This is a genomic window from Pseudomonas sp. HMSC065H01, assembly GCF_001815235.1.
Lineage (GTDB): Bacteria > Pseudomonadota > Gammaproteobacteria > Pseudomonadales > Pseudomonadaceae > Pseudomonas > Pseudomonas aeruginosa.
The window spans coordinates 435,581-455,984 of sequence record NZ_KV819937.1 but is presented as its reverse complement, the minus strand read 5'-3'; the positions used below and the strand labels follow the sequence as shown (position 1 = coordinate 455,984).

18 protein-coding genes are annotated in these 20,404 nt (G+C 68.9%); 9 read left to right on the top strand and 9 right to left on the bottom strand.

The genetic code is table 11. The annotated features are described in order from the left end of the window. Positions 1 to 109 precede the first annotated feature (109 nt). The 5 genes from desT (at position 110) to HMPREF3014_RS31525 (ending at position 3,367) form a co-directional block, all read left to right on the top strand. Positions 110 to 739, top strand: coding sequence for a TetR family transcriptional regulator DesT (desT, locus tag HMPREF3014_RS31545; RefSeq protein ID WP_003107570.1), 630 nt, complete (start codon positions 110 to 112; stop codon positions 737 to 739). 229 nt (positions 740 to 968) lie between these two features. Continuing rightward, positions 969 to 1,472 carry an urease accessory protein UreE gene (gene ureE / locus HMPREF3014_RS31540; protein ID WP_003095526.1) on the top strand — a complete coding sequence of 168 codons (504 nt, stop codon included), beginning with the start codon at positions 969 to 971 and terminating at the stop codon, positions 1,470 to 1,472. Further along, a complete protein-coding gene (locus tag HMPREF3014_RS31535) occupies positions 1,469 to 2,140 on the top strand; it encodes an urease accessory protein UreF (RefSeq protein WP_003095528.1) in 672 nt (223 codons plus the stop codon). Before ureE ends, HMPREF3014_RS31535 begins: the two co-directional genes overlap by 4 nt. A 10-nt stretch (positions 2,141 to 2,150) precedes the next feature. Beyond that, positions 2,151 to 2,765 (top strand): urease accessory protein UreG, encoded by a 615-nt coding sequence (gene ureG, locus HMPREF3014_RS31530; RefSeq protein WP_003095530.1) that lies wholly within the window; start codon positions 2,151 to 2,153, stop codon positions 2,763 to 2,765. Positions 2,766 to 2,794: 29 nt separating this feature from the next. Then, positions 2,795 to 3,367, top strand: coding sequence for a HupE/UreJ family protein (locus tag HMPREF3014_RS31525; RefSeq protein WP_003116120.1), 573 nt, complete (start codon positions 2,795 to 2,797; stop codon positions 3,365 to 3,367). A 16-nt stretch (positions 3,368 to 3,383) separates the two neighbouring features. On the opposite strand, the gene HMPREF3014_RS31520 is transcribed toward HMPREF3014_RS31525, so the two are convergent. After that, complete coding sequence (locus HMPREF3014_RS31520; protein WP_003112303.1) at positions 3,384 to 4,406, bottom strand: FecR family protein; 1,023 nt, start codon at positions 4,404 to 4,406, stop codon at positions 3,384 to 3,386. Then, positions 4,399 to 4,935 (bottom strand): sigma-70 family RNA polymerase sigma factor, encoded by a 537-nt coding sequence (locus tag HMPREF3014_RS31515; RefSeq protein ID WP_003112302.1) that lies wholly within the window; start codon positions 4,933 to 4,935, stop codon positions 4,399 to 4,401. The genes HMPREF3014_RS31520 and HMPREF3014_RS31515 overlap by 8 nt, the downstream gene beginning before the upstream one ends. A 197-nt stretch (positions 4,936 to 5,132) precedes the next feature. On the opposite strand from HMPREF3014_RS31515, the gene HMPREF3014_RS31510 reads away from it, so the two are divergent. Next, positions 5,133 to 8,069, top strand: coding sequence for a TonB-dependent receptor (locus tag HMPREF3014_RS31510; RefSeq protein ID WP_277425126.1), 2,937 nt, complete (start codon positions 5,133 to 5,135; stop codon positions 8,067 to 8,069). Between the two features lie 144 nt (positions 8,070 to 8,213). On the opposite strand, the gene HMPREF3014_RS31505 is transcribed toward HMPREF3014_RS31510, so the two are convergent. From HMPREF3014_RS31505 to mdlC, 4 genes are all read right to left on the bottom strand, one after another. Beyond that, positions 8,214 to 9,467, bottom strand: a complete 1,254-nt coding sequence (locus HMPREF3014_RS31505; protein ID WP_009314331.1) for an OprD family porin — start codon at positions 9,465 to 9,467, stop codon at positions 8,214 to 8,216. A 107-nt stretch (positions 9,468 to 9,574) separates the two neighbouring features. Next, the gene (locus HMPREF3014_RS31500) at positions 9,575 to 11,044 is read right to left on the bottom strand and encodes an aldehyde dehydrogenase family protein (RefSeq protein ID WP_003107137.1); all 1,470 of its coding nucleotides are present in this window, start codon (positions 11,042 to 11,044) and stop codon (positions 9,575 to 9,577) included. Positions 11,045 to 11,066: 22 nt separating this feature from the next. Further along, positions 11,067 to 12,404, bottom strand: coding sequence for an MFS transporter (locus HMPREF3014_RS31495; protein WP_034017046.1), 1,338 nt, complete (start codon positions 12,402 to 12,404; stop codon positions 11,067 to 11,069). An 86-nt stretch (positions 12,405 to 12,490) separates the two neighbouring features. Beyond that, positions 12,491 to 14,077, bottom strand: a complete 1,587-nt coding sequence (gene mdlC, locus HMPREF3014_RS31490) for a benzoylformate decarboxylase (RefSeq protein ID WP_003121139.1) — start codon at positions 14,075 to 14,077, stop codon at positions 12,491 to 12,493. A gap of 100 nt (positions 14,078 to 14,177) precedes the next feature. Here mdlC and HMPREF3014_RS31485 point away from each other — a divergent pair, with 100 nt between their 5' ends. Further along, positions 14,178 to 15,074, top strand: coding sequence for a LysR family transcriptional regulator (locus tag HMPREF3014_RS31485; protein WP_003095545.1), 897 nt, complete (start codon positions 14,178 to 14,180; stop codon positions 15,072 to 15,074). A gap of 14 nt (positions 15,075 to 15,088) precedes the next feature. Here the strand turns inward: HMPREF3014_RS31485 and HMPREF3014_RS31480 are convergent, their stop codons facing one another. Further along, the gene (locus tag HMPREF3014_RS31480) at positions 15,089 to 16,423 is read right to left on the bottom strand and encodes an MFS transporter (RefSeq protein ID WP_003112297.1); all 1,335 of its coding nucleotides are present in this window, start codon (positions 16,421 to 16,423) and stop codon (positions 15,089 to 15,091) included. Positions 16,424 to 16,801: 378 nt separating this feature from the next. Here HMPREF3014_RS31480 and HMPREF3014_RS31475 point away from each other — a divergent pair, with 378 nt between their 5' ends. Together HMPREF3014_RS31475 and HMPREF3014_RS31470 are read left to right on the top strand one after the other, a co-directional pair. Beyond that, the gene (locus tag HMPREF3014_RS31475) at positions 16,802 to 17,857 is read left to right on the top strand and encodes an aromatic ring-hydroxylating dioxygenase subunit alpha (RefSeq protein ID WP_003099966.1); all 1,056 of its coding nucleotides are present in this window, start codon (positions 16,802 to 16,804) and stop codon (positions 17,855 to 17,857) included. A 14-nt stretch (positions 17,858 to 17,871) separates the two neighbouring features. Continuing rightward, positions 17,872 to 18,825, top strand: a complete 954-nt coding sequence (locus HMPREF3014_RS31470; protein WP_034067897.1) for a PDR/VanB family oxidoreductase — start codon at positions 17,872 to 17,874, stop codon at positions 18,823 to 18,825. Here the strand turns inward: HMPREF3014_RS31470 and HMPREF3014_RS31465 are convergent. Together HMPREF3014_RS31465 and HMPREF3014_RS31460 are read right to left on the bottom strand one after the other, a co-directional pair. After that, complete coding sequence (locus HMPREF3014_RS31465) at positions 18,822 to 19,535, bottom strand: GntR family transcriptional regulator (RefSeq protein WP_003099978.1); 714 nt, start codon at positions 19,533 to 19,535, stop codon at positions 18,822 to 18,824. The genes HMPREF3014_RS31470 and HMPREF3014_RS31465 overlap by 4 nt on opposite strands. Positions 19,536 to 19,598: 63 nt before the next feature. Then, the gene (locus tag HMPREF3014_RS31460; protein ID WP_003095557.1) at positions 19,599 to 20,360 is read right to left on the bottom strand and encodes an SDR family oxidoreductase; all 762 of its coding nucleotides are present in this window, start codon (positions 20,358 to 20,360) and stop codon (positions 19,599 to 19,601) included. Between the last annotated feature and the right edge of the window lie 44 nt (positions 20,361 to 20,404).

Below are 20,404 nucleotides of genomic sequence, written 5' to 3'. Positions count from 1 at the left end.
CAATCGAGTCAACAAGCGTTCACTGATGTATCCTTCGACCGCTGCCGTCCCCGGTTCGACCGGGTCGCAGGGCTTTTGCTACAGTCGCCGGTCCGCCAAAGGAAGCCGTATGTCCTCACCCCGCGCCGAACAGAAACAGCAGACCCGCCACGCGCTGATGAGCGCCGCGCGCCACCTGATGGAAAGCGGGCGCGGCTTCGGCAGCCTCAGCCTGCGCGAAGTGACGCGCGCCGCCGGCATCGTCCCGGCCGGCTTCTACCGGCACTTCAGCGACATGGACCAGCTCGGCCTGGCGCTGGTCGCCGAAGTCGACGAGACCTTCCGCGCCACCCTGCGCGCGGTGCGCCGCAACGAGTTCGAACTGGGCGGGCTGATCGACGCCTCGGTGCGCATCTTCCTCGACGCGGTCGGCGCCAACCGCTCGCAGTTCCTCTTCCTCGCCCGCGAGCAATACGGCGGCTCGTTGCCGATCCGCCAGGCCATCGCCAGCCTGCGCCAGCGCATCACCGACGATCTGGCCGCCGACCTGGCGCTGCTGAACAAGATGCCGCACCTCGACGGCGCGGCCCTCGACGTGTTCGCCGACCTGGTGGTGAAGACCGTCTTCGCCACCCTTCCGGAGCTGATCGACCCACCCGCCGCCGATCTGCCGCCGCACCTGATGCCGGCCGCGAAGATCACCCACCAGCTGCGTTTCATCATGATCGGCGGCAAGCACTGGCACGGCCTGCCCGGCTGACCCCGCACCTCCCCAGCGGACCTCCGGCTCGGCGTTCGTCCGCGGACTAGACGCGCGCGCACCTTTCCGGTGCGGCAAAAAAGTCGTTGCGCACCAACCTGGCGCGCTGCAATATTTTGTTACACCCCTATGGCCCCGTTTTCCCGGTACAGGCGTCCCGCATCGACCTGGCAAGGCCCTTGCTGGTGCTTGTTGTGATCCCTTTCCTGTCGCATTGCGGAAACTGCCCATGCTGGTCATCCACCAACGCCTGCCCGCCCGCTCGCCCCGCTGGGACGAAGAACTCCACCTGACCTACGAGGCGCGCAGCAAGAGCCGCCTGCGCTGCTTCGCGGCGAGCGGCGAGGAGGTCGGCCTGTTCCTCGAGCGCGGCCAGCCGCCGCTGGCCGACGGCGACTGCCTGGAGGCCCGCGACGGTCGCCTGGTGCGGGTCGTCGCCCGCTCCGAACGTCTGCTCCACGTCACCTGCGCCAGCCCGCTGGAACTGACCCGAGCCGCCTACCACCTGGGCAACCGTCACGTCGCCCTGCAGGTCGGCGACGGCTGGCTGCGCCTGCTCGACGACTACGTGCTGAAAGCCATGCTCGAACAGCTCGGCGCCACGGTGGAGGCCATCGAGGCGCCGTTCCAGCCGGAGCACGGTGCCTACGGCGGAGGCCACCACCACTCGCACCATGGCGAGGCGGAGTTCAACTACGCGCCGCGCCTGCACCAGTTCGGCGTGCGCCGGTGAACAGCATCTGGGCGCGCCTGCGCCTGGCCAGCTCGCAGTTGCCGATCGGCGGATACAGCTATTCCCAGGGCCTGGAGGCGGCCCTCGACAATGGCTGGGTGCGCGACGCCGAGAGCGCGCGGACCTGGCTGGTCGACCAGTTGCAACTGAACCTGGCGCGCTTCGAGGCGCCGCTGCTGGCCGGCCTGCTGCGCGCCGCGTTGATCGGCGACTGGGCCGCCTGCGATGCGGCCAGCGAGCGCCATAGGGCCAGCCGCGAGACCCGCGAGCTGGCCCAGGAGAGCCGGCAGATGGGCTTTTCCCTGCACCAATTGCTGGAAGCCCTGCCCGAACTCGACGCTCCCGGCCGCGCCTGGCTGGCGCGCCAGGACCCGCCCAATCTCGCCGCCGCCTGGGCGATGGCCGCGCGCGCCTGGCGCCTGGACGCCGAGGAGGCGCTCAGTGCCTGGTTCTGGAGCTGGCTGGAAAACCAGTTGGCGGTGCTGATGAAAACCCTGCCGCTCGGCCAACTGGCCGCGCAGAAACTTGCTTCCAGCCTGCTGCCGGAACTCGACCGCGCCTGCGCCGAGGCGCTGCGGCGGCCCGCCGTCGAGGGCAGCGCCGCGTTCGGTCTGGCGCTGGCCAGCATGACCCACGAAACCCAGTACAGCCGTCTGTTCCGTTCCTAGGAGAAACCCCATGACATCCCAACCCCTGCGTGTCGGCATCGGCGGTCCGGTGGGCTCCGGCAAGACCGCCCTGACCCTGGCCCTGTGCCGCGAACTGCGCGAGCGCTACAACCTCGCGGTGGTCACCAACGACATCTATACCCAGGAAGACGCAGAGTTCCTGGTGCGCAACGAGGCCCTCGCCCCCGAGCGGATCATCGGCGTGGAAACCGGCGGCTGCCCGCACACGGCGATCCGCGAGGACGCCTCGATCAACCTGGAGGCGGTGGACCAGCTCAACCGGCGCTTCCCCGGCCTCGAACTTATCCTGGTGGAATCCGGGGGCGACAACCTGTCGGCCACCTTCAGCCCCGAGCTGTCCGACCTGACCCTCTACGTGATCGACGTTTCCGCCGGCGACAAGATCCCGCGCAAGGGCGGCCCCGGCATCTGCAAGTCGGACCTGCTGGTGATCAACAAGATCGACCTGGCGCCGCTGGTCGGCGCCTCCCTCGATGTGATGGACCGGGACGCCCGGCGCATGCGCGGCGACAAGCCGTTCGTGTTCAGCAACCAGAAGACCGGCCAGGGGCTGGACGAAATCATCGCCTTCATCGAGCGCCAGGGCCTGCTGACCGCCGCCTGACGCCACTTCGCAACGACAAGGAACCACCAATGAAACTGCCCAAGCTGCTCGCCGCCCTCGCCCTGCTCGCCGCTCCGGCGCTGGCCTTCGCCCACCCCGGCCACGGCGAACACGGCCTGGTCGCCGGCCTCGCCCATCCGCTCACCGGCCTCGACCACCTGCTGGCGATGTTCGCCGTCGGCCTCTGGGCCGCCCAGCAACAGGGAGCCGCGCGTCTCGCCCTGCCCTGCACCTTCGTCGGCACCATGCTGGTCGGCGGGCTGCTCGGCTTCGAGGGCCTGCAACTGCCGTTCATGGAGACCGGCATCGCCGCCTCGGTGCTCGCCCTCGGCCTCTGCGTGGCCCTCGCCGTGCGCCCGCCGCTGCCGCTGGCGATGGCCGCCACCGCGCTGTTCGCCCTGGCCCACGGGGTCGCCCACGGCCTGGAGCTGCCGGCCCTCTCCAGCCCCTGGCTGTACGCGCTCGGTTTCGTCGCCGCCACCGCCGCGCTGCACGCCGCCGGCTACGCGCTGGTGCGCTTCCTGCCGCAGGCGGCCGCGCCCCTGGTACGTCTCGCCGGGCTGGCCTCGGCGGGCGCCGGGGTCTGGTTGCTGGCCGGCTGAGCCGCCGCGCCTCCCCTCAGCGCCTGATCAGCACCCGTCGGCCTTGGTGCACGAGGCGCAGGCCATGGGTCTGTGCCAGCATCGCCAGGGCCAGCGGCAGGTCGTCGACGGGAAAGGTGCCGGAGACACGAAGCGGGTCCAGCGACGGCTCGCACTCGATGCTCTCGCCGCCGTAGCGCATCAGTTCTCCCGCCCACTGCCGCAGCGGCATGTCGTCGGCCACCAGCAGGCCCTGGCGCCAGGCCAGCGCGGCCTCGCTGGCGGACTCGACGGGGCCGATCCGCTGGCGATCGAAGCGCACCCGCTGGCCAGCCTCGATCACCCGGCCATCCGCCGCGCTCGCGGCGCCCTCCGGACGCACCTGGACCGCGCCTTCGTACACCGCCAGCACTGTCTCTGCGCCCTCGCGTCGGACGCTGAAGGCGGTACCCAGCGCGCGCATCAGGCCCTGTTCGGTGCGCACCAGGAACGGCCGCGGCGGCTCGCGCCGATCCGCCGCGGTGCGGAGGTAGATCTCTCCGCGATACAGGCGCAGCAGGCGCTGGCCGGCGTCGTAGCGCACGTCCAGCGCGCTGTCGGTGTTCATCTCGACCTGGCTGCCGTCCTCCAGCACCAGGTCGCGCCGCTCGCCGACGGCAGTGAGGTAGTCGGCGCCGAAGCCGTCGCGCCAGACCTGCGCGCGCCATCCCCACCAGACCAGCGGTGCGCCGCCGAGCAGCAGGGCGAGGCCGCGCAGGACCGCGCGCCGGCCGCTGCCGGACGGACGCTCGAGCGCACGCCGGGCCAGCGCCGGCGGCAGCGAACCGATATTCGCCAGCAGACGCTCGGCGCGCCGCCAGGCGCGCTGGTGCTCGGGGCTGCGCGAGCGCCAGGACTCCAGCTCGGCCTGCTGCGCCGGAGCCAGCGGCCCCTCCTGCATCAGCAGCAGCCAGGAGGCGGTCTCCCTGAGCACCTGCGGGGCGATCGCCTCGGCGGCCGGCGGCCCGGAAAGCTCCGTATCGCCCGCCTGCGGCGCCCGGCGGGAAGCGCGGTCATTCATCGGGCATCAGGCTCAGGCAGGTCACGTAGGCCTGGTGGATGAACTTCTTCACCGTCGGCAGCGCAACGCCCAGCGCCTGGGCGATGTCCTTCTGCTTCATGCCGTCCAGCGTCGCCATCAGGAATGCCTGTTTCACCCGCGGGCGCAGGGTGTCGAGCAGCGCGTCGATCTCGTGCAGGGTCTCGACGATCACGCTCTGTTGTTCCGGCGACGGCTGCAACGGCTCGGGCAGCGTGGCCAGGGCCTCCAGCCAGGCAAGTTCCAGCGATTGGCGACGGCGCCAACTGACCAGCACGCAGTTGGCGATACGGGTGAGATAGGCGCGCGGCTGACGGATCGCTTCACGCTGGCCGCCGTCGCGGCTGGCGAGAATGCGCAGGAAGGTGTCATGGGCCAGGTCGTCGGCCACGCCGCGTCCCCAGGAGCGGAGTCGGTAGGCCAGCCAGTTGCGCAGCCAGGCATGGTTTTCACGGTAGAGCGTGGCGACGCCGTCGCGGTCCGCGGACAGGCAGGAACTCGGCGCATTCATCGGAGGCGCATTCATCGGAATAGTCAGCTGGATTCAATCGCAAATGAAAACTATTATCACTAATTTTGCGTTGACCACAATGCCGGCGACCCTTTCCGTCCGGCCCGCCGAACCCGAAATATCCCTTTTCCGATCTCGTGCGACAGAGGGAATGAGAGCCCGCAATGCCGGGCGCCAACCCTGCGAGCGAAGAAGTCATGTCCCTACAACGCCCTATCCCCAGCCTGGCGCGCCCCTTGTCGCGCCTCTCCCCGCTCACCCTTGCCCTGCGCTGGGCCCTGCTCGGCCTGTCGGCGGCCGGCGCCGGCCTGCTCGGCGGCGGCCTGGCCCACGCGCAGAGCGTCGGCCAGCACAGCGCGGCTACCCGCCTGGACGACGCCACGCCGCGCAGCTACGACATCCCGGCGGGTTCGCTGGGCGCCTCCCTGGGCGCCTTCGCCAGCCAGTCGGGCCTGCTGCTGTCCTTCGACCCCGAGCTGACCCGCGGCCGCACGGCGCCGGCGCTCAAGGGTCGCTACAGCGTACTGGAAGGCTTGCAGCGAGTCCTGTCGAACACCGGCCTGCAGGTCGCGGCGGGAACCTCCGGCGCCTACCTGCTGGTCGAGCCGCGCATGTCCGGAGAAACCCCGGCCGACCTGTCGCCGGTGGTGGTCTCGGCCGCCGAGCTGGCCGATCCGCAGAAGGAAACCTATACCGCGCCACGCTCGTCGGTGTACCTCTCCAGCGAAGACATCGACCGCTTCGGCCGGGTTTCCGTGGGTGACCTGCTCCAGGGCATCCCGGGCGTACAGGTCGGCGACAGCCGCAACGGTGGCGCGCTGGACGTCAACATCCGCGGCATCCAGGGGCAGAGCCGGGTGGCGGTGCGGGTCGACGGCGCGGAGCAGGCGCTGGACGTCTACCGCGGCTACGCCGGCACCCAGCAGCGCAGCTACATCGATCCCGACCTGGTCAGCAGCGTGACCGTCGACAAGGGTCCCTCGACCCGCTCGGGCGCGATCGGCGGCAGCGTGGAAATGCGCACCATCGGCGTCAAGGACATCCTGGTGGACGGCAAGGACCTCGGCGTGCGCTTCACCGGCGACGTCTGGAACAACGGCGTCGCCCCGCAGCACCGCAGCGCCAGTTCGAAGACCGAGAATCTCAGCAGCGTGCCGCACGATGACCGCGGCAGCCTGTTCGGCTCCCAGGCCAAGTCCGGCAGCGCCGCCTTCGCCTACCGCAACGAGCATCTGGACCTGGTCGCCGCCTATGCGCAGCGCAACCAGGGCAACTACTTTTCCGGCAAGAAAGGCCAGGACCGCTATCGCGTCTACAACCGCTACGGTCGCGAGGAAAGCAGCGTAGCCAAGGTCTACAACGCGGGAGAGGAAGTGCTCAACTCGTCGTCGGAGACCGAGTCCTACCTGCTCAAGGCGACCTGGCGCATCGCCGACGAGCACACCCTGGACCTCGGCTATCGTCGCTACGACGGGCGCATCGGGGAGATCATGCCGTCGGACATCTTCCGTTTCGGCACCGCCGGCATCTACCAGTACCCATTGAGCGAAGTGAAGATCGACACCTACACCGCACGCTACCGTTACCTGCCCGAGAACAATCCGCTGGTGGACCTCAGCACCGGACTGTGGATGACCGAGGCGAAGAGCGACATGCTGACCTCGGTGCTGGCGCCGCGCTCCCAGGCCTATCGCTCCGATCGCAACTGGACACGCCAGGACAACCGGCGCATCGGCGGCGACCTGAACAACGTGGCGCGCTTCGAAACCGACTTCGGCGATTTCAAGCTCGACCTCGGCGGCTCGTTCCAGGTCGAAGACATCCAGCCGCAGAAAAGCGTGGTCACCACCCTCCACGACATCAACGCCAACCGCACCCTGAGGGACGCCACCCGCCAGGAATACGGCCTCAACGGCAAGCTCGAGTTCAAGCCGGTCGAGCGCCTGACGCTATGGGGCGGCGGCCGCTACAGCCACTTCAACAGCAAGGACAACGGCATCTCCGCCTCGCCGCGGCGCGAGGATCGCGACATGCGCTTCATCACGGTGAGCAGGCCCGGCTACTACGGCTCGATGATGTGGTTCCCCGACCAGAACGGCCAGTACACCGACGCCACCGATCCCCGCCTCAACAACGGCATCGTCACCAACAACACCAACAATCCGTTCGAAGGCATTCCCTTCGACGAGTTCGGCCCGGCCAACGTGACGGTCCATCCCTCGCGGGTCACCAACGTGGTCACCGGCTACAACTACAGCAAGAAGGGCAGCAGCCGCGGCGGCGGTTTCTCGCCGGCATTCGGGATCAATTTCGAGCTGGCCCCGGATACCTTCGTCTACGCCTCCTATACCGAAGGCCTGCGTCTGCCGTCGCTGTTCGAGACCAGCCAGGGCACCCTCCAGGTCGAGCCGGGCAAGGACCTCAAGCCCGAGCGTTCGCGCAGCTGGGAGATCGGAGCCAGCGCGCTGCGCGACAGCCTGTTGGCCGACGGCGACTCGGCGGCGATCAAGCTGGCCTACTTCAACAACACCATCAAGAACTACATCACCCGCTATTACGATCCGGGCCAGATGGGCCTGATGACCTTCAGCAACACCGACAGCTACCGCACCAGCGGTCTCGAACTGCAATCGCACTACGACGCAGGGCGGGTGTTCGCCGACCTGTCGGCGACCTACTACCTGAAGACCGAGACCTGCGACGCCGCCTTCGCCGCCAGGCTGCGCGCCGGCGCCAACCGCTACCAGCGCACCGAGAACACGCCGAACTGCACGCCGGGCAGCTTCATGGGCTCCTATACCAACACGCAGAACCCGCCGCGGCTGGCGACCAACCTGACCGCCGGCCTGCGCTTCTTCGACCAGGCCCTGACCCTGGGCGGACGCATGACCTATACCTCCGGCCCCACCGCCACGGCGGACAAGCCCTGGCAGGTCGGCGCCACCACACCGCAGATCGAGTACCGCTCGGTGCAGCTGTTCGACCTGTTCCTCAAGTACAAGCTGTTCGAGCACACCGAACTGAATGCCTCGCTGCAGAACCTCACCGACCGCTATTACCTCGACCCGCTGGCACAGAGTTTCATGCCCGCGCCCGGGCGTACCCTGCGGGTGGGGATGCAGGCGAAGTTCTGAGCCGCCCTCTCCCCCTCCAGGCGTTGTCGGCGGAGCGCCGCTCCGGTAGGGCGAATAACCGCCCAGCGGCTATCCGCCGAAGCACCGGGCCTCCCGCTCCCCGTCCCTCCGGAACTGTCCGGAGGAGCGGCGAGACAGCGTCCGTCACCACGACAACGGATAACTCACCACCAGCCGCGTCTGGTCGAAGTCGCTGTTGAAGCTGCGTCGGTTGCTGGCGTGGTTGAGGCGCACGTTGAGCCGCGCCAGCGGACCGCTCTGCACGGTGTAGCCGAGTTCGACATCGCGCTCCCATTCCTTGCCACCGCTACCGGCCTTGGTGGTGGCGTTCGAGCCATGGCCGTAGCGGACCATGCCGATCAGGCCGGGCCAGCCGAGGCCGACGAAATCGTAGTCGTAGCGAACCTGCCAGGAGCGTTCGTCGGCGTTGGTGAAGTTGCCGTTGAACATGTCGTTGCCCATGCTCCGCCCACTGCTGCCGTAGACCGACTGCCAGCCGCTGTCGCCGCCGACCTTCTGCAGGCCAAGGTAGAAGGTGTGCAGGCCGATGCCGGCAGAAAACAGGCCGTAGACGGTATGGCTGTCGATCTCGCCGGCGCGCGCGGCGCCGTCGTCGCGGTCGACGAACAGGCCGAGGTTGGCGCCCAGGGTCCAGTCGCCGACACGCTGCTTGTGCAGCAGGTTGGCGTAGCTCTGCCGGTAGACGTCCTCCAGTTGCCCGTGCCACAGGCCCAGTTGGGTGCGCTCGCGGTTGAAGCGGTATTCGGCACCGGCGTAGTTGAAACCGTCCGATTTCTGCGTCGGCGCGCTCCAGGCCGACAGGTCCTGCATGTCCGCCGAATTGCGCAGGCTCACCGCGTCGAAGCGTCCGGCCTGCAGGGCCAGACCCGGCAGCTCGCGGGAAACCACGGCGAAGCCGCGGAACGTCTGCGGCAGCAGGCGTCCGTCGTCGTAGCGCAACAGCGGAATGTCCGGGAGCATCTCGCCGATCTTCAATTCGCTGGCCGAAACGCGCAGCTTGGCGGCCACGCCGACACGCCCATAGTCGTCCGCCGCGCGACCATCATCGTGCAACGGAAGAAGCTCGGAATTGCTGGTGCCACGTCCGCTGTTCAGCTTCACGCCGAACAGGCCGATGGCGTCGAGGCCGACGCCGACCGTGCCCGGGGTATAGCCGGAACTGAACTTGAGGATGAAGCCCTGCGCCCACTCGTCCACCAGGCTCTTGCCGGCATCGTGGTCGCGGAAATCGCGGTTGAAGTAATAGTTGCGCAGGACCAGGTCGGTCTTCGCATCCTCCAGGAAGCCGCCCTCGGCAGCTTGCGCGGCAAGACAGGCGAGCATCGGCAGGACCGCCCCTGCATTGCGCGGGACTGCGGTTTTACGACGGATTTTCATTGTTATTGTGCTCCGTTTTTCAGGGACGACCGAGCCCCGGCAGCCTCTGCGGGCCACCTGGCGACGACGGTCGGGTCAGCAGCGGGGCGCGGGCCCCGCCGCCAGGGTCAGAACGGGTACTGGCGCGGCGCGTGCTGCACGCTGATCCAGTGGTCGGTGGTGAATTCCTCGATGGCCCAGTCGCCGTTGAAGCGGCCAAGTCCGGAGTTCTTCTCGCCGCCGAAGGGCGCGTTGGCCTCGTCGTTCACCGGAATGTCGTTGACGTGGGTCATCCCCGCGCGAAGCTGGCGGGCAAAGCGCACCGCGCGTTCCAGGTCGCGGCTGAACACCGCGCTGGACAGCCCGTATTCGCTGGCGTTGGCCAACTCCAGCGCATGCGCCTCGTCGCGCGCGCGGAGCAGGCCGACCAGCGGGCCGAAGATTTCATCGCGGGCGATCTCCATCGTCGCGGTGACCTCGCCGAATACGTGCGGAGCCAGCAACTGCCCATCGACGCCGCCCTCGTACAGCGGCTTGGCGCCTTCCTGGCGGGCCAGGCGGATCTTTTCCAGCAGGCCTTCGAGCTGGCGCGCGTTGACGATCGGCCCGACCGCGGTATCGGCGCGCTGCGGATCGCCGACCCGGAGACCCTTGACCCGCTCGACGAAGCGCGCGGCGAAAGCGTCGTAGAGGCTGTCCTCGACGATGATGCGGTTGATCGCCATGCAGATCTGCCCCTGGTGGAGGAACTTGCCGAACACCGCGGCATTCACCGCCTGCTCCAGATCGGCGTCGCCGAGCACCACGAACGGACTGTTGCCGCCCAGCTCCAGCGCCACGTGCTTGAGGTGCGCGCCGCCGCTGGCGATGCGGCCGATGTTGCGGCCCACCGGGGTCGATCCGGTGAAGGTCACCAGGCCCGGCACCGGGTGCTCGACGAAGGCGTCGCCGATCTCGCTGCCGGGGCCGACCACCACGCTGAACAGCCCGGCCGGCAGCCCGGCCTCTTCGAAGATCCGCGCCAGCAGCAGTCCGCCGCAGACCGGCGTGTCGCTGGCCGGCTTGACCACCACCGCGTTGCCCAGCGCCAGGGCCGGGGCGATGGAACGCTGGGTCAGGTGCAGCGGGAAGTTCCACGGGCTGATCACCCCGACCACGCCGATGGCGCTGCGGTAGACCCGGCTTTCCTTGCCCGGCACGTCGGACTCGACGATGCGCCCGTGCACCCGTGCCGGGAACGACGCCGACTCCAGGGTGATCGCGCGCGCCGCGCCCCATTCGATCTCGGCCTTCAGGCGGGTGCTGCCGGACTCGCGGATGATCCAGTCGACGATCTCCTCGTGGCGGCGGTCGAACACCTCCACCGCCTTGTACAGTACCGCCGCGCGTGCCGAGGGCCCGAGCGCGGCCCATGCCGGCTGGACCTCGGCGGCCTTGGCGTAGGCGGCATCGAGGTCGTCGCGGTCGGCCTGCTCGATCTCCAGCAGCAGGCTGCCGTCGAACGGGTTGCTCACCTTCAGCCGGCGGCCGGCCCGGCCGTGGCGCCACTCGCCGGCCAGGGGCTGGAGACCGAGGTCGGTATAACGGGAATCGCTCATCGCTCTTCTCCTCTTTCGAAAATCACAGGGGTTTCTTCGCCGTCGCGTCGACGGACGCTTCCGCCGGCACGCGCGGCCGCAGGTGGATGCAGGCGATCGCCAGCGCGCCGATCACGCCGGGCGCGGCGAAGGCCAGGAAGTTCTGCTGGAACGGCAGCTCCAGGGCCAGCAGGCTGCCGCCGAGCATCGGCCCGGCGATGGCGCCGAGGCGGCCGACGCCGGCGGCCCAGCCGACCCCGGTGGAGCGCACCCAGGCCGGATAGAACTGCGCGGCGTAGGCATGGATCACCGCCAGGGTGCCGATGGTGGTGGCGCCGGCCACCACCAGCAGGCCGTTGAGCAGCCAGGGGCCTGGCCCCAGGCCGAGGGCCGCCAGGGAGGCCGCGGCCAGGGCGAAGAACAGCACCAGGGTGCGGCCGGCGCCGAGGCGGTCGGCCAGCCAGCCGCCGAACAACGCACCGAGGGTCGCCCCGACATTCAGGGTGACGAGGAACGCCAGGCTCGAACCGAGGGCGTAGCCGCCGCCGGCCATCAGTTTCGGCAACCAGGTGTTGAGCCCGTAGCTCATCAGCATGCACATGGCGAAGGCCACCCACAGCAGCAGGGTGCCCACTGCCTGGCGCCCCTCGAACAACTGGGCGACCCGTCCGCTCGGCGCTTCGGCCGCGACAGCGTTCGCCCGCTCGGCGCCGGGCCGGTAGTCGGGATCGACCTTGCGCAGCAGCGCGTCCAGTTCGGCGCGGCGGCCCTTGAGTTCGAGGAACGCCGCCGACTCCGGCAACCAGCGCAACATCAGCGGCACCGCCAGTACCGGCAGCACCGCCACGTAGAACACCGATTGCCAGCCCCAGGCGGGGATCATGGCGATCGCCAGTAGCGCCGAGAGCACCGCGCCCACCGAGAAGGCCGACATCACCGTGACCAGGGTGCTGCGCCGCCCGGCCGGGGCGAATTCGCTGATCAGGTTGATCGCGCTGGGCACCAGCGCGCCCAGTGCCAGGCCGGTGAAGAAGCGTCCGGCGCCCAGTTCCAGCGGGTCGCGGGCGTGCCCGGTGAGGAAGGCGGCGAGGCTCGCCAGCAGGGTGGTGGCGATCACCAGGCGGCGCCGGCCGAAACGGTCCGCCAGCGGCGCCAGCAGGGTGCCGCCGAAGAGCATGCCGAACAGCGCGCAACTGCCGAGGGTGCCGGCCTGCACCGGGCTCAGCTGCCACTCCTGCATCAGGCGTGGCACCACCGAGCCGTAGATGACCATGTCGTAGCCGTCGAACAGCATGATGAAACACCCCCAGCCGAGGATCAGCCAGTGAGTACGGTTAAAGCGGGCAGCGTCGATCACCGCCGCAGCGGATTGCCTGTTCATACCAACCTCTCTCTTGTTCTTGTTATGGGCGCACGCGGGCGTCGGTCGGCACCGCCCACTCTGGCATGGGGCGGCGCCGTGGAACATCAGGGTTCGATGGTTTGCGTCGGCACCTCGATCAAAACCGGGCGATCAGCGGCCAGGGCATGCTTCAAGGCGCTTTCCAGTTCTTCGCGGGTGGCCGCGTGGAGCGCCTCGACGCCATAGCCGCGGGCGATCGCGCAGAAGTCCAGGCCGGGCACGTCGAGCCCCGGCGCATCGGGCACCTCGAGCACCCCGGCGAACCAGCGCAGGGCGCCGTAGGTACCGTTCTTGAGGATGATGAACACCGCCGGCACACGGTATTGCGCGGCGCTCCAGAGTGCGGTGATGCCATAGTTGGCCGAGCCGTCGCCGATGATCCCGATCACCTGCCGCCGCGGCTGCGCCAGTTGCGCGCCGACCGCCGCCGGCAGGCCGAAGCCGAGTCCACCGGCGGCCGGGAAGAAGTAGCTGCCCGGCTCGCGCATCTCCACGCGCTGCCAGAAGGCGGTCACGGTGGAAGTCGACTCCTTGACGAAGATGGCGTCGCGCGGCGCCAGCGCATCGATCACGTCGAACACGGTTTCCGGCCGCAGCGGTCCGCCCTCCTCGGCCAGCGCCGGCGGTCGCGGCAGCGCCTCGGGCAACGGCCGCGCACTGGGGCGGACCTGTTCGAGCAGTGCCTCGAGGGTCAGCGCGATGTCGCCGACCAACGCGTCGCCCATCGGCGCCCGTGCCGCTTCGCCGGGATCGCAGGTGACCTGCACCAGCTCGGCGCCGGCCGGCAGGTAATCGCCGGGGGCGAACTGGTGATAGCGGAACACCGGCGCGCCGACCACCAGGATCAGGTCGTGGCCGTCCAGCAGCCGGCTGATCCCGGCGATGGCCGCCGGCAGCACGCCGCGGAAGCAGGCATGGCGAGTGGGGAACGGACAACGCGAGGCCGACGGCGCGACCCAGGCCGGCATCCGCAGCTTCTCCGCCAGTTCCACGGCCAGGCCGTTGGCATTCGCCCCGTCGACGTCCGGACCGAGCACCAGCACCGGGTTGCGCGAGCGCGACAGGCGCTCGCCGAGTTCGGCCAGCAATGCCGGCGCGGGCAGCGCGGCGCCGCTGACCTGGCGCGCAGCCAGGTGTTCGACGCCGGCCGGCGCCGGTTGCGCCCAGTCGTCGTAGGGAATCGACAGGTACACCGGCGCCCGCGGCGGCAGGCTGGCGGTCTGGATCGCCTGGCTCAGCGCGCGCGGTACATCCTGGGCGCAGGCCGGCTCGTGGCTCCATTTCACCAGCGGCTTGGGCAGTTGTCCGGCATCGACGTTGGCGAGCATCGCCTCGACCCCGATCATCGAGCGCACCTGCTGCCCGGCGGTGATGACCAGGGGGCTATGGGAGTACCAGGCGTTGGTCAGGGCACCCATACCGTTGCCGGTGCCAGCCGCCGCATGCAGGTTGACGAAGGCCGGGCGGCCGCTGGCCAGGGCGAAGCCATCGGCCATGCCGACCACCGCGCCCTCGTGCAGGCCGAGGATGTAGCGGAAATCCTCGGGGAAGTCCTTGAGGAACGGCAGCTCGTTGGAGCCGGGGTTGCCGAAGACGGTGGTCAGGCCGTGGCGACGGAGGATCTCGTAAGACGCGGAATGGACGGTTTTCATGCAGGCCTTCAAGCTCGTTTCCTGGATTTGCGCTACTGTTGCAGCCGCTCGATAATCAATCAAATCGATACTCTTTCTATAAAAAATAGAACTGGTCTATATGAGTCCGATCGATCTCAACCTGATCCGCACCTTCGTCACCCTCTACGAAGCCGGCAGCGTGACCCTCGCCGCGGAGCGCCTGTTCGTCACCCAGCCATCGGTGAGCTACGCCCTGGCGCGCCTGCGCGAACTGTTCGACGACGCGTTGTTCACCCGCACCCGCGACGGCATCCAGCCGACCTTCGTCGCCGAGCAGCTCTACGGCACCTTCCGCGAGTCGCTGACGCGCATCGAGGGCGCGGTACAGAGCGTTCGCCACTTCGATCCGGCGACCACCGAGCGACGTTTCCGCATCGCCCTCACCGATCTCGGCGAAGTGGGTTTCCTCTCGCTGATCCTCGAACGCCTGACCCGCGACGCGCCGTTCGCCGAAGTGGAAGTGCTGCCGCTGCAGGTGGACGAGGTCGGCGCCTGGCTGAGCAGCGCCAAGGTCGACGCGGCGATTTGCCGCCAGCCGGTGCCCGGCGCGCGCAGCCAGCGGGTCCTGCACGAGCGCTACGTGTGCCTGCTCAGCGACCGCCACCCGCGGATCGGCGACAGCCTGAGCCTGGAGCAGTACCTGGCCGAGCGGCACATCGTGGTGACCCGTACCTCCGGCCACGGCATCGCCGAGGACGTGCTCGAGGCCATGCAGGTGCAGCGCCGCATCAGCCTGCGGGTGCCGCACTTCTCGGTGCTGCCGAAGATCATTCCCGGTACCGAGCTGCTGACCATCCTGCCGGCGCAGATCGCCTATCGCTTCGTCGCCGAAGGCGGCATGCGCATGCTCGAACTGCCCTTCACCCTGCCGCCGTTCGACGTCTCCCTGCACTGGCACGAGAGCAGCGAACGCTCGGCGGCGCTGAACTGGTTCCGCACCACCATCGCCGAGGCAATCATCGCCGCCCAACGCTGAAACGCCGGCGGCCCTCACGCAGCGTCTCCCAGCGTCGGCGAGCGCTCGCGACGCCGCGCACCGAGCAGCGGCAACACGGCGGCCGCGACGACGAACACCGCCGCGAACGCCCCATAGAGGGACAGCGGCTGCCAGCCGTCGTCGAGCAGGAGCCCGGCCACCAGCGGCGAGAGGATCGCCCCGCCGCGACCGACGCCGATCCCCCAGCCGACCCCGGTGGCGCGCACCGAAGCGTCGTAGAGGCTCGGCGCCAGGGCATACAAGCCGGCCACGCAGGCGTTGGCGCAAAGCCCGATCAGCAGTCCCAGCGGCAAGGCCGCGCCGGGCAGCCCGGCGCTCAGCGAGAACAGCGCGAGCAGAGCGGCGGTAAGCAGCATGAACAGCGCCAGCACCCGTTCCAGGCGAAAGCGCGCGGCAAGCCCGCCGAGCAAGGCGGCACCGAAGATCCCGCCGATGCTCAGCAGGGTGCCGCCGGTGATGCCCTGGGCGGTGGACAGGCCGGCGGCGACCAGCAGCTTCGGCGTCCAGCTCATGATGAAGTAGAAGCCGAACATCACCAGGAAAAACAGCGCCCAGAGCAGCAGCGTGGTACGTCGCTGGGCAACGCAAAGCAACCGGGCGAGGCGGCTACCGTGCTCCGCTCCGCCACCGGGCGGGCTCGGCAGTTCCGCGAGCGCCGCGCGGCCCAGGCGCCGGGCCAGCGCGTTGACCCGTTGCAACGCCCGCGGCGGCCGGCGCGCCAGGAGGAAGTCCAGCGACTCCGGCAGGCACAGGCAGACCAGCGGGATCACCGCCAGGGTCAGGCCAGCGCCGAAGACGAACACCGAGCGCCAGCCCCAGGCGCCGATCAGCCATACCGCGAGCAGTCCGCCAAGGGTCGCGCCGAGCGCGTAGCCGGTGGACTGCAGGCTTACCGCCAGGCCGCGCCAGCGGCGCGAGGCGTACTCGCTGGCGATCACGTTGCTGCTGGCGAGGATGCCGCCGATACCCAGTCCGGTCAGCCCGCGCAGCAACGCCAGTTGCCAGGCCGCCTGGCTCAGCGCCGAAGCGAGCATGCCCAGGCCCGACAGCGCCAGGCAGGCGAGGATCAGCGGGCGGCGCCCCCAGCGGTCGGCCCAGGGCGCGATGAACAGCGAGCCGGCGGCCATGCCAAAGAGGCCGGCGCTGAGCAGCAGGCCGATCTCGGCGCCGCCAAGGTTCCATTCGGCGGCCACCGAGGATGCGGTGAAGGCCATCACCAGCACGTCGAAGCCATCGATCAGGTTGAGCACGATGCACACAGCCACCGCCAGCCACTGGAACGGACGCATCGGTTCGTCGTCGAGAGCGCGGCGCAAGTCCCGGTTCATGGGCGGCCCTCCCCGAGCGGACAGGAAAGAAGCGACGGCAGGCGGGAGCGAGGCGCGGGAATGCAGGAATCCATCATCGGGAAGACCCTTTTTCTTGTTGTTGTAGGCACGGCAAGCGCAGGCACCCTGGCACCGTTGCGTCGATGCCGCAATCCTATTGGATCCATTTTGGCGACAAGAAAACGGATGGCCAGCGGATATCCCACTGTCAGCGAAATCCGAGAAAGGCTCTGGAACGAGATAATTTGGCAATTTATTCCTGAAGTTTTTTATGTGCGACTATCGAACAGATTATTTTTTGTACAGAAGCGGTTGACTTGGAAAAGTTGCCTCGCGAATCATTGGATCCAATTACAAAAACAACGAGAGGATCCGACGATGTTTCCGAAGAACGCCTGGTACGTGGCCTGCACCCCCGACGAACTGGCCGGCAAGCCGCTCGGCCGACGCATCTGCGACGAGCCGATGGTTTTCTACCGAGGCGAGGACGGCCGCGTGGCGGCCCTCGAGGATTTCTGCCCGCACCGTGGCGCGCCGCTGTCGCTGGGCTTCGTCGAGGACGGCGTGCTGGTCTGCGGCTACCACGGCCTGGCAATGGGCGAGGACGGTCGCACCCGCGCGATGCCCGGCCAGCGGGTCCGCGGCTTCCCCTGCATCCGTCGCTTCCCGGTGCAGGAACGGCACGGCTTCGTCTGGGTCTGGCCGGGCGCGGAAGAACAGGCCGACGCCGCGCTGATACCCCGCCTGGAATGGGCGGAAAGCCCCGATTGGGCCTATGGCGGCGGGCTGTACCACATCCACTGCGACTATCGCCTGATGATCGATAACCTGATGGACCTGACCCACGAGACCTATGTCCATGCGTCCAGCATCGGCCAGAAGGAAATCGACGAGGCCGCGCCGACCACGCGGGTGGAAGGCGACGAGGTGATCACCAGCCGCCACATGCAGAATGTCATGGCCCCGCCGTTCTGGCGCATGGCTCTGCGCGGCAACGGCCTGGCCGACGACGTGGCGGTGGACCGCTGGCAGATCTGCCGCTTCACGCCGCCCAGCCACGTGCTGATCGAGGTCGGCGTGGCCCACGCCGGCCACGGCGGCTACCAGGCGCCGGCGGAGCGCAAGGCGGCGAGCATCGTGGTCGACTTCATCACCCCGGAGAGCGCCACTTCCATCTGGTACTTCTGGGGCATGGCGCGCAACTTCCAGGCCCACGACCAGGCGCTCACCGAGAGCATTCGCGAAGGCCAGGGAAAGATCTTCGGCGAAGACCTGGAAATGCTCGAAAGCCAGCAGCGCAACCTGCTGCGCCATCCACGGCGCGACCTGCTGAAACTGAACATCGACGCCGGCGGCGTGCAGGCCCGGCGCATCATCGAGCGCCTGCTGGCGGACGAGCGCCAGGCCGCCGCCCCCAACCGCGCCCAGGCCTGACGGGAGCCTTCGCCATGATCGAGGTCATCGTCGGCGCCATCCGCCTGGAGGCGCAGGATATCCACAGCTTCGAACTGTTCCGGGCCGACGGGGCGGCCCTGCCGTCCTTCGAGCCGGGCGCACACATCGACCTGCACCTGCCCAACGGCCTGGTCCGCCAGTACTCCCTCTGCGGCCCCGCCGAACGGCCGCGCCACTACCGTATCGCCGTACTCCGCTGCCGCGACTCGCGCGGCGGCTCGGCCACGCTGCACGCCGAACTGCGGGTCGGCCAGCGGCTGCGCATCGGCGAGCCGCGCAATCTCTTCCCGCTGTCGCCGGAGCCCGGTCCGCGCCTGCTGTTCGCCGGCGGCATCGGCATCACGCCGCTGCTGGCGATGGCCGAACGCCTGACCCGCGATGGCGCCGACTTCCAGTTGCACTACTGCGCGCATTCCGCCGAGCGCGCGGCCTTCGTCGACTACCTTGGCCGGTGCGCCTTCGCCGACCGCGTGCACTGCCACTTCGACCACGGCGAAAGCAGCCGGCGCGCGGACCTTCGCGCCCTGCTGGCGACCAGTCCGCGCGACGCCCAGCTATACCTTTGCGGGCCGGCGGGCTTCATGCAGTGGATCGAAGAAAGCGCCCGCGAACTGGGCTGGGAAGCAAGCCGCTTGCATCGCGAGCACTTCGCCGCCGCGCCACGAGACGCCAGTGCGGACGGCACCTTCGAAGTGCAGTTGGCGAGCAACGGAGCGCTGATCCGGGTCGCCGCCGGGCAGACCGTGCTGGCGGCCCTGCGCGAAGCCGGGGTGGACCTGCCGGCCTCCTGCGAGCAGGGCATCTGCGGCACCTGCCTGACCCGCGTGCTGGACGGCGAGCCGGAGCATCGCGACCTCTACCTCAGCGAAGAGGAGCAGGCCGCCAACGATTGCTTCACGCCCTACTGTTCGCGTTCGCGCAGCCCACGGCTGGTGCTGGATCTCTAGTCGGCGGCGACGTCGCCGTGAAGCACGGTGACACCCTGCCGCGCCGGATCGAAGTAGTCGGCGTAGCGCAGGGTCGCGTTGGCGTGCTCGCGCATGATCGCCTCGGCGCGCGCCCCCTGGCCGTTGACCAGCGCGTCGACCACCGCGTGGTGCTGCATGTGGGCGAAGTTGAAACGGCGGAATTCCTGCTCGAGATTGTCGCGATCCACCGCCAGGGCGCTCACCGAGGCGAACGGCAGGTGGTCGTTGCGCGCCAGCGCCACGGCGATCGCCGGGTTGCCGCTGGCCTCGATGATGGTGCGGTGGAAACGCATGTTCATGCGCTGGTAGCGCTCCAGCTCCTCCAGCAGGACCTGGCCGTTGGCGAACAATCGGTCGCCCTCGGCCAGGCATTCCTCCAGGGTCGCCCGTGCCTCGGCGGACAGCCCGCGCTCGGCCGCCTGGCGTGCCGCCAGGCCTTCCAGAACGCCGCGCACCTCGACCGCGCCGGCGATATCCTCGCGGGTCACCGCGCGCACCCTGTAGCCGCGCCCGGTCTTGCACAGCAGGCCTTCCTGCTCGAGGGTACGCAGGGCGATGCGCACCGGCATGCGCGAGACCTGCAGGCGTTCGGCGGTGGGAATCTCGACGATGCGCTCGCCGGCGGCGAGTTCGCCGGAAGCGATCAGCTTGCGTAGCTCGGCCAGCACGCGTTGGCCCGGTTTGCTCATGGAATTCGCTTATTCGATCGGGACGTCCGGGGCATCATAGCGTGCCCCGGCCGCCTCCGCCGGTCAGCTTTCGCGGTGGATGGCGAAGCCGGCCCAGGACTGGCTCACCGGCATGATCTCGAGGCTGTTGATGTTCAGGTGGGCGGGCTGGTTCATGATCCAGAAGATGGTCTCGGCGATGTCTTCCGGCTGGATCGGATGGGCTCCGGCGTAGGTCTTGTCGTAGCGCGCCTGGTCGCCGCCGAAGCGGACCAGGGAGAACTCGCTCTCGCACAACCCCGGCTCGAGGTTGGTCACGCGCACCCCGGTGCCCTGCAGGTCGCAACGCAGGTTCAGGGAGAATTGCTCGACGAAAGCCTTGGTGCCGCCGTAGACATGGCTACCCGGATAGGGCCACTTGCCGGCCACCGAACCCAGGTTGACGATGCTCGCCCCGGCGCCGTGGGCGATCAGCCGCGGCAGCAGCAGGCGCGTGCTGTAGAGCAGGCCCTTGATGTTGGTGTCGACCATGGTGTCCCAGTCGTCCAGGTCGCAGGACTGCGCCGGGTCGGTGCCCAGCGCCAGGCCGGCGTTGTTGATCAGGCCGCGCAGGGTGGCGAACTCTTCCGGCAGGTTGTCCACGGCCGCGCTCATCGCCGCGCGGTCGCGCACGTCCAGGGTCAGCGGCAACACCCGGGTCTTCGCCGAAAGCTCACCGGCCAGGGCTTGCAGACGCTCCTCGCGACGGCCGGTGAGCACCAGCGACCAGCCGGCCTCGGCGAAACGACGGGCGCAGGCTTCGCCGAAGCCTGAGGTGGCGCCGGTGATGAACAGGGTGGACGACATGGGCATCTCCTCGTACGGGGCGGAAAAACGATGTCCGGGGATTC

What these genes read in the sequence shown, in the direction of transcription:
- desT (WP_003107570.1), top strand. Translation starts at nt 110, where the DNA reads ATGTCCTCACCCCGCGCCGAACAGAAACAGCAGACCCGCCACGCGCTG.
- ureE (WP_003095526.1), top strand. Translation starts at nt 969, where the DNA reads ATGCTGGTCATCCACCAACGCCTGCCCGCCCGCTCGCCCCGCTGGGAC.
- ureG (WP_003095530.1), top strand. Translation starts at nt 2,151, where the DNA reads ATGACATCCCAACCCCTGCGTGTCGGCATCGGCGGTCCGGTGGGCTCC.
- HMPREF3014_RS31525 (WP_003116120.1), top strand. Translation starts at nt 2,795, where the DNA reads ATGAAACTGCCCAAGCTGCTCGCCGCCCTCGCCCTGCTCGCCGCTCCG.
- HMPREF3014_RS31520 (WP_003112303.1), bottom strand. Translation starts at nt 4,406, where the DNA reads ATGAATGACCGCGCTTCCCGCCGGGCGCCGCAGGCGGGCGATACGGAG.
- HMPREF3014_RS31515 (WP_003112302.1), bottom strand. Translation starts at nt 4,935, where the DNA reads ATGAATGCGCCGAGTTCCTGCCTGTCCGCGGACCGCGACGGCGTCGCC.
- HMPREF3014_RS31510 (WP_277425126.1), top strand. Translation starts at nt 5,133, where the DNA reads ATGTCCCTACAACGCCCTATCCCCAGCCTGGCGCGCCCCTTGTCGCGC.
- HMPREF3014_RS31505 (WP_009314331.1), bottom strand. Translation starts at nt 9,467, where the DNA reads ATGAAAATCCGTCGTAAAACCGCAGTCCCGCGCAATGCAGGGGCGGTC.
- HMPREF3014_RS31500 (WP_003107137.1), bottom strand. Translation starts at nt 11,044, where the DNA reads ATGAGCGATTCCCGTTATACCGACCTCGGTCTCCAGCCCCTGGCCGGC.
- HMPREF3014_RS31495 (WP_034017046.1), bottom strand. Translation starts at nt 12,404, where the DNA reads ATGAACAGGCAATCCGCTGCGGCGGTGATCGACGCTGCCCGCTTTAAC.
- mdlC (WP_003121139.1), bottom strand. Translation starts at nt 14,077, where the DNA reads ATGAAAACCGTCCATTCCGCGTCTTACGAGATCCTCCGTCGCCACGGC.
- HMPREF3014_RS31485 (WP_003095545.1), top strand. Translation starts at nt 14,178, where the DNA reads ATGAGTCCGATCGATCTCAACCTGATCCGCACCTTCGTCACCCTCTAC.
- HMPREF3014_RS31480 (WP_003112297.1), bottom strand. Translation starts at nt 16,423, where the DNA reads ATGAACCGGGACTTGCGCCGCGCTCTCGACGACGAACCGATGCGTCCG.
- HMPREF3014_RS31475 (WP_003099966.1), top strand. Translation starts at nt 16,802, where the DNA reads ATGTTTCCGAAGAACGCCTGGTACGTGGCCTGCACCCCCGACGAACTG.
- HMPREF3014_RS31470 (WP_034067897.1), top strand. Translation starts at nt 17,872, where the DNA reads ATGATCGAGGTCATCGTCGGCGCCATCCGCCTGGAGGCGCAGGATATC.
- HMPREF3014_RS31465 (WP_003099978.1), bottom strand. Translation starts at nt 19,535, where the DNA reads ATGAGCAAACCGGGCCAACGCGTGCTGGCCGAGCTACGCAAGCTGATC.
- HMPREF3014_RS31460 (WP_003095557.1), bottom strand. Translation starts at nt 20,360, where the DNA reads ATGTCGTCCACCCTGTTCATCACCGGCGCCACCTCAGGCTTCGGCGAA.